The following is an 11,563-nucleotide window of genomic DNA, read 5'->3' as shown; positions in this document are numbered from 1 at the left end:
GCGCCCACGATGTTTGCCGCAAGTAAATGCAGTAAAATTTTTATACATTTGAATGTCAGTTTATTAATAAGTGGTTGTAATCGCTGCAATTAGTTTTACTATCTGGCATTGCCATAACACGGCTTAGGTCAGGGGCGGTCCGAAACGCTCCTGGCTTTATTTTTTATGCTGATAGATAATTGGTTGGGATAGTTGAGAACGTAGATTTATTGCATAACGGTGATCCTCCTTCCTGTAATTTTAAAATGCACGTTACTTATTTGTTCGAGGTTTTTAAGCAGATCTGTTATACTTTTTGAGCGGGTAAACGTACCGCCGAAACGCTGGTTAATAAAGTTACCCTGGTACTCAATATCTACATCGTACCAGCGGGATACCTTCTTCATGATATTTACGATATTATCATCATCAAACATGAAATAGCCGTTTTTCCAGGCCATTGCCTCGTTGATGTTTGCTTTTGAAACTGTAATGGCGTTAGCATTGCTTCCTACCACCGCCTGCTGGCCCGGTTTCAGCATAGCCAGGCTACCGTTTTTACTGATCTGTACCGAACCTTCAAGCAGTGTGGTAGTCAAATCATTATCGTCGGTATAGGCCGAGATATTGAAATGCGTTCCCAACACTTTTACCTGTACGCTGTTCATCTCTACATAAAAAGGCTTGTCTTTATTTTTAGCCACTTCAAAGTAGGCTTCACCGGTGAGTTTTACAGTACGGCTATTACCTGTAAATTCGGTAGGGTAACTTAATGATGATGATGAGTTTAACCATACTTGCGTACCATCGGGCAGCACCACCTGGTACTGGCCACCCGGCGGAATGGTGAGTGTATTGTATAAAACTGCGTTAACCCCTGCGTGGGTGGCATTTGGCAGCACGTCATAAACCAGTTTGCCATTGGCAACTTTATTTACCTGGCTTTTCCCGAGATTGGCAACGGCACCGTTAGCCACACTATCCAGTACGATACTTTTACCGCTTGCCAATGTAAGTATGGCTTTATTGCTGCCCGGTACAATTTTGGCATTGGTATTGGCTGCTATGTTATTTTTAACAGCGCCCGTTTTTTGCCGTTGTACAAAGTAAACCCCAACGGTTCCAAAAATTAAAACTGTAGCTGCAATTTTCAGCCAACCACTGTATAATTTAAAAATATTGTTTTTAGGGATAACAGGTACAACCGGTGTAACAGTATCCCTGAATCTTGAATCAGCTTTAATATCAGCCAATACTTTTTGTGCGCGGTCATTATCAAATTCAGGGGCACCATCAAGGTTCAGGATATCTTCATCAACAGTGCTCAATATCTCGCCGGGATTGTTGTTCAAATAGTTGAGCAACTCCTCGCGGTCGGTATCGTTTATAGCATCGTTAAAATACTGTTCAAGTAAACTCCTGAGCCTTTCGTTATTCATGTTTTTGGTCTATATACAAATTCCCCGGAGAGGGGCATTTGTGTATAGAACACACAACTCAAAGCATAGGACTACCTGTAAGTGAAATATTTTTGAAAAATGTATAAATTCTCTCTTTTCGAGGAATCACATCAGGCTTCCGGAATATCTTATGTTTAAACATAAAGGGATATCCAATTAATTCATATATTTGAATAATCATTGATAAGTCAAGTATATGTCAACAATAAATCAACCTTTAAAACTGCTCATGAACCTTGCTAAAATACAGGCAGTGATCTCCCGAAAATTTGATGGCCTGACTGTACATGGGATAGGTTTTAACGATTTTCTGATCCTTCATCTTTTGCAGCAAGCGCCCGGCGGCCAATTACGCCGTACAGAACTGGCCGAGAAAATAGGCCTTACCGCATCAGGTATCACACGCCTGTTATTACCAATGGAAAAAACAGGATTGGTGACACGGGGCGCCAACGAGCGGGATGCAAGGGTAAGTTATGCCAAACTAACGCATGCAGGCAAAACAATTTATGAGGAAGCTTTGCCATCGGCCAGCGCAATTTCCGAAGATATTATTCCTGACGAATACCTGAAAAAATCTCCTCCTGTCGCCGATTTATTGTTAATGCTTGGCGGAAATATAAGATGATATAAACATTATGAAATTTTCTACTTTGTTCCCACCGCACAGGAAAGACGCGGTTGAAGCAGCCTTACTTGCCGCTTTTGGTACTACTGTTATTGATAATGTGACAACACTTGCCGGCGGTCTTTCTTCGGCGCATACCTATCAGTTAACAGTGGATGGCCAAATGTATGTTTTAAAGCTGTCGCCACCTAATTTAAGCGCAACTAACTTATTACTTGCCGCTGATGCCAATATTGCCCCAACATTGCATTATCAGGATACCCTAACCGGAATTACCATCAGCGATTACATAGAAAGCCAGCCCGTGCGCGCTGTTTTTACGCCGGATAAGCTGATCTCTGAGATTGCGGCTATAGTCAAAGCTATTCATTTGATACCATCGGGCGTAGATGGGGCACCGCTGTTTGAAACAGTTGATTCACTGATCAGCCAGTTTAAACAAAAAAAAATATTGTCAGGACCAGTATTCGATGAATGTTTTGTCAATTACGCTATACTTAAAAGTCGTATCGTACTAACCGATTCGGATAGGGTGTTCAGTCATAATGACCTCAATCCTAATAATATTTTATGTGATGGTAAACGGATGTGGATCATTGATTGGGATGCAGCCCATTTAAACGACCGCTATATCGACCTCGCAAATCTGGCCAATTTTTTTGTCCACACAGACGAACAGGAACAAATGTTTTTATCGGCCTATTTTGATGGCGATGTAAACGAATACAAAAAAGCACGATTTTTTACCATGCGGCAGGTTTGCCGGATTGTTTACTCGATGCTGATGTTTCAATTGGCAGCACAGCATAAACCAACAAACTATGAACATGATCAAAAAATGGAAGGAATTGATTTGCAACTATTTTTTGGACTAATGGGCAAAGGAGAAATATCCCTGGCTAATTATGATGGCCAATTAATGTATGGAAAAGCATTGCTGAATACTGCGGTTAATCAAATGCGTTCGGTACGTTGGGCTACTTCACTGGCCCAATTCGCGCAACAACCAGTAACCGATAAATAAAATGGCCTTTTAAACAAACCATCTTCGGTCTTTTAAACAAACCTGCCTGTAGCTATTTGAGGCAACTTTGCACTATAAATTTTAATGCAATGACAACAACAAATTCAAACAGCAATACACAGGTACTGGTAACCGGCGGCTCGGGCTTTATAGCAGTGCACTATATCCTGCAACTTATTGAAGCAGGTTATAAGGTAAAAACAACCGTACGTTCACTAAACCGCGAAACTGAAGTACGAGATATGCTCAAAACAGGCGGCGTTGAAGCGGGCGACCGCCTATCATTCATAGCCGCCAATCTGGCTGCGGATGCAAACTGGGCGGAAGCTGTAAAAGACTGTACCTATGTTTTGCATGTAGCATCCCCTACCCCGCTAAAGGGTTATAAACATGAAGATGAAATGATTATACCTGCCCGAGAGGGTGTATTACGGGTGCTGACAGCAGCCAGAGATGCAGGTGTTAAACGGGTTGTATTTACCTCGGCATTTGGCGCGGTTGGCTTTGGACACAAAGCACGTACTACCCCATTTAATGAAACCGACTGGACACCAATAAACGATAGCATACCGGCCTATCAAAAATCAAAAACACTATCAGAACAGGCTGCATGGAAGTTCATTGAAACTGAAGGCCAGGGCCTGGAAATGGTTACGGTAAACCCCGTTGCAGTTGCAGGCCCGGTTTTAGGTCCCGATTATTCGCATTCTATTCAGTTGGTGCAAAACATGTTGTTTGGCAAACTAAAAGGCACTCCGCGTATCAATACCGGCCTGGTTGATGTACGTGACGTGGCCGACCTGCATTTACGCGCCATGACCAACCCGGCTGCGAAAGGTCAGCGTTTTTTGGCTATTTCGGGTGAAAGCTTATGGATGATTGACATAGCCAAAATTCTGAAGCGCCGCATGGGTAATTATGCAGAAAAAGTTAAAGCTCAAAATGTGCCTAACTGGTTAGTACGTTTAACTGCGCTTTGGAACCCAACCGCAAAAGCTATTATCCCGATGCTCGACCAAAACATGAACGCTACCAGCGAGAAAGCCCAACGCATGCTCGGCTGGTCGCCACGATCTGCAGAAGAAGCGATTGTTGCAACTGCCGAAAGCCTGATACAATTGGGAATAATTAAATAATTATTTTTACACAAATGGAACAACCGGGAGCAGCCAGCAGGTCAATGGTATTCGTATCCTGTAAGCGGGAAAAGCATTACAGTCGCGAAGTGATCCTTCCGTGGCATGCATTGGTGTGCGTGTTATCCGGTGAAATGAGGATCGCTTCGGCCGACCGGCAATTTATTTTCCATGCCGGGGATATCGTATTGCTGCCGCGTAACCAGTTGGGCAGGATGAGCAAGGTGCCTTTAAACGGGGAACTTTTTAAATCGATATCTATCTGCTTTCCGCAGGAGACACTACAGCGGTATTACGCAACACTTCCGCAGGTTCATGTTACCCCGGTTCCACCGGATGTTAAATACTTCAATCAGCATCCGCTACTTGAGAGCCTGTTTGGATCTTTAATGCCCTATTTTGAAGTAGCTGATGACCTGCCCGAAGAAATAGCGAACATCAAAATAACTGAAGCCATTGCTGTATTACGATCTATTGATAAATCGGTTGATAATTTGCTGGGACATTTTGAAGGCCCTGGTAAAATTAACCTGGCGGATTTTATGGAGAAAAATTACATGTTTAATCTCACCGCTGCACGGTTCGGCTACCTAACCGGCAGGAGCTTAACCACCTTTAAACGTGATTTTAAAAAAGCCTTCGGTAACACGCCCGAAAAATGGCTCACTCAGAAGCGCCTCCAAACCGCCCATTATCAAATAGTTGAACAAAACCGCAAACCATCCGAAGTTTACTTTGAATTAGGCTTTGAGAACCTATCGCATTTTTCATACGCTTTTAAAAAGCAGTTTGGGTATAATCCAACGCTTTCAAAAAGTAAACGTGAGATAAGTGAAACGCAAAATTGATGTATACAATTTGCTCTGGCTCGCATTGTCATAAACTAACCCTTCATTTGTCACCTTTAGCCCGCTTTTAAAATAACATTTACAATTATGTTTGTTATGTAATCTGGCATTTTCAAATGCTATATTTAAACAAACTAACCATATGATACTCCAAAATAAAAATGCCGTTATATATGGCGCAGGCGGTTCGTTGGGCGGCGCAGTGGCAAAAGCATTAGCAGCCGCCGGTGCAAAAGTGTTTTTAACCGGCCCCGACCAGGAATCTATCCAAAAGGTAGCAGACGAAATTATTGCTTTGGGTGGCTTAGCCGAAACAGCTATAGTAGATGCATTTGACGAGGCGGCAATCAATCAGCATTTGCAGCAAATGATAAACAGCGTCGGAGCAGTTGATATTTCCTTTAACGCTGTCGGGGTTGATGTGGTGCAAAACGTTCCGCTTACCGAAATATCAGCCGAAGATTTTGTGAAACCTATTACCCTCACCATGCAAACCCGCTTCATGACGGCAATAGCAGCCGCCAGGGTGATGATGAAGCAAAAATCGGGAGTAATTTTATCACTTACGGCTACTCCTGCGGGTATAGGTTATCCGCTTACAGGAGGCTTTGGGCCGGCTTGCAGTGGAGTTGAAAGTTTTTCGCGTACGCTGGCCTCTGAGCTTGGGGTTTATGGTATCCGTGTAGTTAACATCCGCTCAGGCGGTTCACCTGATTCGCGGGTGTTTAAAAGTGCTATTGATGCCATGCCCGATGTTATGGACCCTATCATCAAAAAAATGGAGGCCGATACCATGCTTAAGAAGCTTCCTCTGATGGCTGATATTGCCAATACAGCCGTTTTCCTGGCATCAAACCTGGCTGGCCAAATTACAGGCGTAACCATCGATGTAACCGGAGGCACAACGGCAGCGTTAAATTACAGGGTAAACAGACTTGATTGAAAAAAGGTTAGGTGGGGTTTGCCTTTAGTTGATCCAGAAGAACAAGGCAAGCATAAAAATAAGATCGGAGTATTGCAGTTGCGATTTGAGGGTTTTCAAGGCCTCAACCATATGATTTTTTACCGTATTTGGCGAGATCTGTAACTGATCGGCAATTTCTTTATGAGTAAGGTGCTCTACCCTGCTCAGCCTGAAAATCAATTGCTGCTGCCGCGGAAGCTTGTTAATAATCCGTTCGGTAAATTGCTCCAGATCGCTTACCAGTAAATCTTCTTCGGTATCGTTATGAACGGTAGCTATATGGTTAACCAGCTTATCAGAAAACTCGCGCGACTGGCACATCTGCCTTAATGAGTTTAGTGACAAACGTTTTGCGATAACATAAAGGTATAGCCAGATATCGCCCAGGGCATTCAGTTTTTCGCGGCTGGTCCAAAGGTTTATAAAACACTCCTGCACAATTTCCTCGCTCTGTTGCGCATCCTTCAAAAACCGAAATGCCAGCCGGTAAACTTTGCTGCTATACGCTTCATAAATCAAATCGAAAGCGGCCTCATCACCCGCTATCAATTGTTGGATATGATTGCTGTTAATACTCTTACCCACTGTAGTTTAATTATAATTGGTGAGATAAAAGTAAAAAGTAAATTTTAATTTAACACAGCAAAAACATGATAATAAATTGAAGTAGTGCTGTTGTAGTGGTACTTTTTTAACAAAGCCAGATGCTTTTATAACTGACAATCAATGCTTAAGGTGTAAAAACTACACCATATAGTATGTGATCTTTTTTGCCCGAAAACAGCAATTTGTGGAAAACTTATAACGAAGCCAAATTAATTTTATTGCATCAAACCTGAAATAACGCCAGCTTTCAGGTAACATACAGATTTGTAGCCACGTTCGCCATGTCCTGTTTTTCAATCATATTATTAATCGCCCTCATTTGTTTATGTTTACAAATATTTACCAACTGTTAAACAACATGGAATTTTTATCACTTGAGCCTTTCGTTCCCTCCGGCAGCGACTTTGAAAGCTCTAAACAACTTTTCCAGGAGCTGGGATTTAAAATCAATTGGGATTCGGGCGATTATATAGGATTTCAAAAAGATAGTTGCCGCTTTATCCTGCAACGTTACGATCAACCGGGGTTTGCACAGAACTTTATGTTGAGCGTAAAAGTGAGCGATGTGGCAGCTTTCAGACAAATGGTTATAGATAAGCAATTACCTCAACGCCTTAAGATACGGATAAGCGAAATCACACAAGAATCCTACGGTAAAGAGTTTAATATTATAGATATTGCTGGCGTTTGCTGGCACTTTGTAGAACAATAGTTCCATCTGCATATAATTTCATCTTCACAATAACTTCTCTCTGTTCAATTATTGTATACGGGCTGTGCTATTAATCAAAAACAAAATTGTACAATAATGTGAAAACGATTGAAAAACACAATACAAGCAACTAACAAACAAATAATTAACCAACATCACATATTTCTCACTTTCTCCTGATTAGCTATCGGCACCGGCCATTATCCCTTACCAATATAGCTTTTAGCTATATATTAGTAGTGATCTAAATCTAACCTAAATGGCCAAAACGCTTTTATATATTGATGACAATCAGATAGATATTGCCATTATTAAAGGAATGCAGGACAAATACCCTGCATTTGATTCTGTTACATACAGCACTGATGCGGAATATTCTATCCGCTACATCAGGGAACATTTACAAAATGAGGATGAGCTTCCTGATGTTATCTTTCTTGATATTTATATGAACCCCTTCAGCGGATGGGAATTCCTGGATGAATTTACCAAAATCCATCACCTGATCAGGAAAACTATTGACATTTATATCGTTACCTTCTCGATACTTCCCAAAGATCTGATGCGTTCAAGGCAGTACCAACACGTAAAATCATATTACACTAAACCCGTTACCCGAGAAACTTTTACCAGTTTCAGGGCGATTAATTGACGGCTGAAATTGACAACCTACTTTCCGCTCATAAAACCTATCGACTTTGCCTCAGCTTGTTTGGTAACTACACCTTCAATATAAAGCTGGCCGTCTTTAATTTTATAGTCGAGGGTACGGTCATCAACTTTGTACTCATCGTCTTTAAAAAGCTCTTTTAGTTTGTTTAGTAATTCCTTACGATCAAATACCGGGCTGAGGCTTAACAGATCATCAACAGGAGTAAGCACAATGCCATCCACTTTGTACGAAAATATTTTAGATTCCATTGGATAAAGATAGGCCATTAGGCCGAGCATCGGCAAAATAACATCTTATACTTTCCTTTTATATACTTTGGCAAACCCATTGCCGCTTTTGTAAATTCCGTTCACCGGGTATACCTGCTTTGGTTTGTTAGCAGATGTATCATTAACGCCTTTATCTATCGCACCATAAGCGGCCGGAATCCATTCCAGCTTTAGTTTACCTGAGTTATTCATAGCGCTGTCCAAATAAACATAAATTTACAAAACCCAGGCCATTAATATCCTATACAAACTAAATACACAGTTTTATGCCAATGCATCGGCAGCAAACTGGCGGCAAACTTTCACTTCCTTCACAGCGTCTGATCCTTCAGGAATCTTATACTCCAATTCAATAGTGGCCGGAAATTTATAATGGTTGTTTTTAAGCAGTTGCAACACTTCCTTTATCGGGGTATCACCTTGCCCCCATGGTTGGTTGGGGCCATCATGAAACTTGCGGTCTTTGATATGCATGCTGGTTATGCGGTCGTGATATTTTTCAATAAATGGCACCGGGCTGCTGCTGGTACCTGCAACGTAGTGGCCAATATCAAGATTGATACCGTTATATTTTGACTGGCTTAAGGCGGTATCCCAAAGCGTTGGGGTGGCCTGTGTGTGGGCATGGTAGCCTACCATCATTTTGTGTTTAGCAGCAATATCACCGAGACGTTTGGTTTGCGCCTCATCGGACAGTTCAACCGTTACATGATTTACGCCAAGAGCTTTCCCTGCATTAAAAGCATAATCTATTTCGGCATCAGTGTTTTTAGGGCCAAGGGCATTGGGCTTCCAGGCATAAATGTTTACCCCAGCATCATGGTACATTTTCCTGATCTCCTTAAACTTATCCATCGAAGCAGAGGCACGCCATTCGGCCATTTTTTTACCAAATGCAGCCCAATCTTCATTAGCCTCACGTTTGGGGGCACCCGCATAAACTTCGGCGGCATCACCCATGAGTTCAATGGCGTTGATATTACAGTCGATACAATACTTCAGCAAATCATCAATAGCACCGGGCATACTCCTGAACGAGTAAGTGATCACCCCTATTTGTACACCGTTAATAAGCGAGCTGGGTTTGTCGGAACCACTTGCTATCACACCTGCAAATGACGATTTTGAAAACGCCAAAAATCCGGCTGCCGCAAGCGTTGCGCTACCGATAAACCTGCGCCTTGATAAGTTATACTGTTTCATGATGGTATAGGAAATACATTGGTTTATACCAAAGTTATCAATTAATTGATGCCAGCAAATTGTGTATTAAAACTGTTACTAACCAAAGTTAATTTGTATCATTTTACATTGCGATACCGTAATATAAAGTAAACCTTATGGTATGAAAAAGCTGTTTTTATTTGGCGTACTCGCCGTTTTGCTAAGCTGTAAAAAAGATAAAACCCCTAATAATGATCAGTTAATTGGCAGGTGGGAATATCGCGGCACCGATTGTTATTGTGAACCGCCCAAAGATCTGTCTGCCGTACAAGCCGGTAATGGCAATATTATTGTTTTTACAGCCGATACCTACAAACGGATGCACAAGGATACCCTGATAAAAAGCGGTAACTACCGTACCCGCAGATATGATAATGCGCATGAACAGATCATGTTCGACAATGATACCTCAGCCAATAGTATTACTTTTTTTAAGATAGAAGGCAAAATACTCACCTTTTATGGCACAGTCCCTCTCGCAGCCGATGGGCCCGAAGACCACTACGAGCGGTTATAACATTATGCTACCGGCCAGTGAAAACATAACAGGTACCCATCAGGATCAAGCAAATAGATGGCCTTCCAGCCGTAACCGGTAATTTGAGGCTCTTTAAGGTGCATACCTCTGCTTAATAAATAGCCATATAGCTCATCAATATCGGGATAGCCGAAATAAAGAGAGGTGTCGGCATGAGCGGCTATCCGTTGTTCATTGGGTTCCGGAGGCCTGTTTTCCTTTTCGTACGCGGTATTGAGCATTAGTTCTATACTGTTTAGCTTCAATAAAACCCAATCCATGTCGTCTCCATTGCCCGAGGCTTGTATAACCTCAAAGCCCAGCACATTACGGTAAAATTTTAAAGCAGCAGGCATATCAAAAACCTGGAGCAGAGGGGCCATTCCCTGCATTTGTTTTGCGAGGATATTCATCTATCTATGAAGCTTATGTTTCATATAAAGGTATACATTCTACCTGCACGAAAACGAACGATCCATGTGTCAAAATGATGCAAATGCGAAAGGCAGTATTAAATTAAAATATTGACAATCAATAATATAAATACATGGCACTTAATTTGAGTTCTTATAAAAGATTATTATATATTATGAAACACGGCAAGCATTTGGAAAGGCGAACTTTCAACCAGGACCGTTTTGAAATACTTATTAAGCGGCAAAAAAATGGTATCGCCACCTTTAACGAACTCACCGAACTGGATGAGATTGTAAACCGTGACCCCGAGATCCGTGAAATTGTTTTGGAGGAAATGCAGGATGCAGATAACCCGAAGCCTCCGGATGATGATCAAATTCAAATTATTCAAAAAACTGTCAGAAAAAGCTTTTTTGAAAAAATAAAGGCATTCATCAACCGGCTGTTTATTAACCAGGGGCCCCAACTAAATCCTGCTGTTATTGCATAAAACTTTACAAAACCGGTAAAATTATAAGTGGTACAAAAATAAAACCGGAACAATCTTTATAGATATGTTTGCAACGTCGCTATAAAGCAAACTATTTATGAAAATATTTCAGCAAATGCTTCAGCTCAGGGAACGCAAAAGAGGTTTCCATCTCATTACGTCCGAAGTTGTTAATGCCCTGCCTCAAATCCATGAGCTAAAAACCGGAATTTGCCAGGTATTTATCCAGCATACATCGGCATCACTAACCATTAATGAAAATGCCGATCCAACCGTAAGGCAGGATTTTGAAATGTATTTCAATAAAACCGTCCCCGAAAATGATCCCGACTATTTACACGATGACGAAGGCCCTGATGATATGCCTGCCCACCTCAAAGCTGCGATGCTTGGCAGTTCGGTAACCATTCCCATCCGTAACGGCAGGCTGGCTTTGGGCACGTGGCAGGGAATTTATTTGTGTGAACACCGCAACTATGGTGGCAACCGCATGCTGGTAATATCGGCCTGGGGCGAATAAATAAAGAATAAATGTTAATAATTATTGTAAAAAGCACAATTAATTTACACATTTGACTAACTATTGTAAATTAATACTTTTTTAACCGGTATAACA

At 41.6% G+C, this 11,563-nt stretch carries 16 protein-coding genes; 10 read left to right on the top strand and 6 right to left on the bottom strand.

The genetic code is table 11. The features are described 5' to 3' along the window. Positions 1-206: 206 nt before the first annotated feature. Positions 207-1,418, bottom strand: coding sequence for a FecR family protein (locus ACEN9X_RS18995; RefSeq protein ID WP_413666616.1), 1,212 nt, complete (start codon positions 1,416-1,418; stop codon positions 207-209). 217 nt (positions 1,419-1,635) lie between these two features. On the opposite strand from ACEN9X_RS18995, the gene ACEN9X_RS18990 reads away from it, so the two are divergent. The 5 genes from ACEN9X_RS18990 to ACEN9X_RS18970 all read left to right on the top strand — a co-directional run bounded on the left by ACEN9X_RS18990 (position 1,636) and on the right by ACEN9X_RS18970 (position 6,018). Beyond that, positions 1,636-2,067 carry a MarR family winged helix-turn-helix transcriptional regulator gene (locus tag ACEN9X_RS18990; RefSeq protein WP_413666615.1) on the top strand — a complete coding sequence of 144 codons (432 nt, stop codon included), beginning with the start codon at positions 1,636-1,638 and terminating at the stop codon, positions 2,065-2,067. 10 nt (positions 2,068-2,077) lie between these two features. Next, entirely contained in the window at positions 2,078-3,091 is a 1,014-nt protein-coding gene (locus ACEN9X_RS18985; protein ID WP_413666614.1) for a phosphotransferase, read from the top strand. 89 nt (positions 3,092-3,180) lie between these two features. After that, a complete protein-coding gene (locus ACEN9X_RS18980) occupies positions 3,181-4,227 on the top strand; it encodes an SDR family oxidoreductase (protein ID WP_413666613.1) in 1,047 nt (348 codons plus the stop codon). Between the two features lie 14 nt (positions 4,228-4,241). After that, positions 4,242-5,075 carry a helix-turn-helix domain-containing protein gene (locus ACEN9X_RS18975; protein ID WP_413666612.1) on the top strand — a complete coding sequence of 278 codons (834 nt, stop codon included), beginning with the start codon at positions 4,242-4,244 and terminating at the stop codon, positions 5,073-5,075. Positions 5,076-5,217: 142 nt separating this feature from the next. Further along, entirely contained in the window at positions 5,218-6,018 is an 801-nt protein-coding gene (locus ACEN9X_RS18970; RefSeq protein WP_413666611.1) for an SDR family NAD(P)-dependent oxidoreductase, read from the top strand. Between the two features lie 24 nt (positions 6,019-6,042). On the opposite strand, the gene ACEN9X_RS18965 is transcribed toward ACEN9X_RS18970, so the two are convergent. Then, a complete protein-coding gene (locus ACEN9X_RS18965) occupies positions 6,043-6,624 on the bottom strand; it encodes an RNA polymerase sigma factor (protein ID WP_413666610.1) in 582 nt (193 codons plus the stop codon). A gap of 379 nt (positions 6,625-7,003) precedes the next feature. On the opposite strand from ACEN9X_RS18965, the gene ACEN9X_RS18960 reads away from it, so the two are divergent. Together ACEN9X_RS18960 and ACEN9X_RS18955 are read left to right on the top strand one after the other, a co-directional pair. Beyond that, complete coding sequence (locus tag ACEN9X_RS18960) at positions 7,004-7,357, top strand: hypothetical protein (RefSeq protein WP_413666609.1); 354 nt, start codon at positions 7,004-7,006, stop codon at positions 7,355-7,357. Positions 7,358-7,616: 259 nt separating this feature from the next. Further along, positions 7,617-8,009, top strand: coding sequence for a response regulator (locus tag ACEN9X_RS18955; RefSeq protein WP_413666608.1), 393 nt, complete (start codon positions 7,617-7,619; stop codon positions 8,007-8,009). A gap of 17 nt (positions 8,010-8,026) precedes the next feature. On the opposite strand, the gene ACEN9X_RS18950 is transcribed toward ACEN9X_RS18955, so the two are convergent. The 3 genes from ACEN9X_RS18950 to ACEN9X_RS18940 form a co-directional block, all read right to left on the bottom strand. Continuing rightward, the gene (locus tag ACEN9X_RS18950; protein WP_413666607.1) at positions 8,027-8,278 is read right to left on the bottom strand and encodes a hypothetical protein; all 252 of its coding nucleotides are present in this window, start codon (positions 8,276-8,278) and stop codon (positions 8,027-8,029) included. A 45-nt stretch (positions 8,279-8,323) separates the two neighbouring features. After that, positions 8,324-8,491 (bottom strand): hypothetical protein, encoded by a 168-nt coding sequence (locus tag ACEN9X_RS18945; protein ID WP_413666606.1) that lies wholly within the window; start codon positions 8,489-8,491, stop codon positions 8,324-8,326. Between the two features lie 72 nt (positions 8,492-8,563). Continuing rightward, positions 8,564-9,502, bottom strand: coding sequence for a sugar phosphate isomerase/epimerase family protein (locus ACEN9X_RS18940; RefSeq protein ID WP_413666605.1), 939 nt, complete (start codon positions 9,500-9,502; stop codon positions 8,564-8,566). Positions 9,503-9,644: 142 nt separating this feature from the next. Between ACEN9X_RS18940 and ACEN9X_RS18935 the strand changes: the two genes are divergently transcribed. Continuing rightward, positions 9,645-10,040: a hypothetical protein gene (locus ACEN9X_RS18935; protein WP_413666604.1), complete on the top strand. Its 396-nt coding sequence runs from the start codon at positions 9,645-9,647 to the stop codon at positions 10,038-10,040. A 2-nt stretch (positions 10,041-10,042) separates the two neighbouring features. Here ACEN9X_RS18935 and ACEN9X_RS18930 read toward each other — a convergent pair whose 3' ends face one another. Continuing rightward, positions 10,043-10,453 (bottom strand): VOC family protein, encoded by a 411-nt coding sequence (locus tag ACEN9X_RS18930; RefSeq protein WP_413666603.1) that lies wholly within the window; start codon positions 10,451-10,453, stop codon positions 10,043-10,045. A 176-nt stretch (positions 10,454-10,629) separates the two neighbouring features. On the opposite strand from ACEN9X_RS18930, the gene ACEN9X_RS18925 reads away from it, so the two are divergent. Together ACEN9X_RS18925 and ACEN9X_RS18920 are read left to right on the top strand one after the other, a co-directional pair. Next, positions 10,630-10,947, top strand: a complete 318-nt coding sequence (locus ACEN9X_RS18925; RefSeq protein ID WP_413666602.1) for a hypothetical protein — start codon at positions 10,630-10,632, stop codon at positions 10,945-10,947. A 97-nt stretch (positions 10,948-11,044) separates the two neighbouring features. Next, on the top strand, positions 11,045-11,467 hold the full coding sequence (locus tag ACEN9X_RS18920) for a secondary thiamine-phosphate synthase enzyme YjbQ (protein ID WP_413666601.1): 423 nt from the start codon (positions 11,045-11,047) through the stop codon (positions 11,465-11,467). The last annotated feature ends 96 nt before the right edge of the window (positions 11,468-11,563 follow it).

This window comes from Mucilaginibacter sp. Mucisp86 (assembly GCF_047324315.1).
In the GTDB taxonomy this organism is placed as follows: domain Bacteria; phylum Bacteroidota; class Bacteroidia; order Sphingobacteriales; family Sphingobacteriaceae; genus Mucilaginibacter.
The sequence above is the reverse complement of the archived record's forward strand: the minus strand, read 5'-3'. Positions and strand labels throughout refer to the sequence as shown.

What these genes read in the sequence shown, in the direction of transcription:
- ACEN9X_RS18995 (WP_413666616.1), bottom strand. Translation starts at nt 1,418, where the DNA reads ATGAATAACGAAAGGCTCAGGAGTTTACTTGAACAGTATTTTAACGAT.
- ACEN9X_RS18990 (WP_413666615.1), top strand. Translation starts at nt 1,636, where the DNA reads ATGTCAACAATAAATCAACCTTTAAAACTGCTCATGAACCTTGCTAAA.
- ACEN9X_RS18985 (WP_413666614.1), top strand. Translation starts at nt 2,078, where the DNA reads ATGAAATTTTCTACTTTGTTCCCACCGCACAGGAAAGACGCGGTTGAA.
- ACEN9X_RS18980 (WP_413666613.1), top strand. Translation starts at nt 3,181, where the DNA reads ATGACAACAACAAATTCAAACAGCAATACACAGGTACTGGTAACCGGC.
- ACEN9X_RS18975 (WP_413666612.1), top strand. Translation starts at nt 4,242, where the DNA reads ATGGAACAACCGGGAGCAGCCAGCAGGTCAATGGTATTCGTATCCTGT.
- ACEN9X_RS18970 (WP_413666611.1), top strand. Translation starts at nt 5,218, where the DNA reads ATGATACTCCAAAATAAAAATGCCGTTATATATGGCGCAGGCGGTTCG.
- ACEN9X_RS18960 (WP_413666609.1), top strand. Translation starts at nt 7,004, where the DNA reads ATGGAATTTTTATCACTTGAGCCTTTCGTTCCCTCCGGCAGCGACTTT.
- ACEN9X_RS18955 (WP_413666608.1), top strand. Translation starts at nt 7,617, where the DNA reads ATGGCCAAAACGCTTTTATATATTGATGACAATCAGATAGATATTGCC.
- ACEN9X_RS18950 (WP_413666607.1), bottom strand. Translation starts at nt 8,278, where the DNA reads ATGGAATCTAAAATATTTTCGTACAAAGTGGATGGCATTGTGCTTACT.
- ACEN9X_RS18945 (WP_413666606.1), bottom strand. Translation starts at nt 8,491, where the DNA reads ATGAATAACTCAGGTAAACTAAAGCTGGAATGGATTCCGGCCGCTTAT.
- ACEN9X_RS18940 (WP_413666605.1), bottom strand. Translation starts at nt 9,502, where the DNA reads ATGAAACAGTATAACTTATCAAGGCGCAGGTTTATCGGTAGCGCAACG.
- ACEN9X_RS18935 (WP_413666604.1), top strand. Translation starts at nt 9,645, where the DNA reads ATGAAAAAGCTGTTTTTATTTGGCGTACTCGCCGTTTTGCTAAGCTGT.
- ACEN9X_RS18930 (WP_413666603.1), bottom strand. Translation starts at nt 10,453, where the DNA reads ATGAATATCCTCGCAAAACAAATGCAGGGAATGGCCCCTCTGCTCCAG.
- ACEN9X_RS18925 (WP_413666602.1), top strand. Translation starts at nt 10,630, where the DNA reads ATGAAACACGGCAAGCATTTGGAAAGGCGAACTTTCAACCAGGACCGT.
- ACEN9X_RS18920 (WP_413666601.1), top strand. Translation starts at nt 11,045, where the DNA reads ATGAAAATATTTCAGCAAATGCTTCAGCTCAGGGAACGCAAAAGAGGT.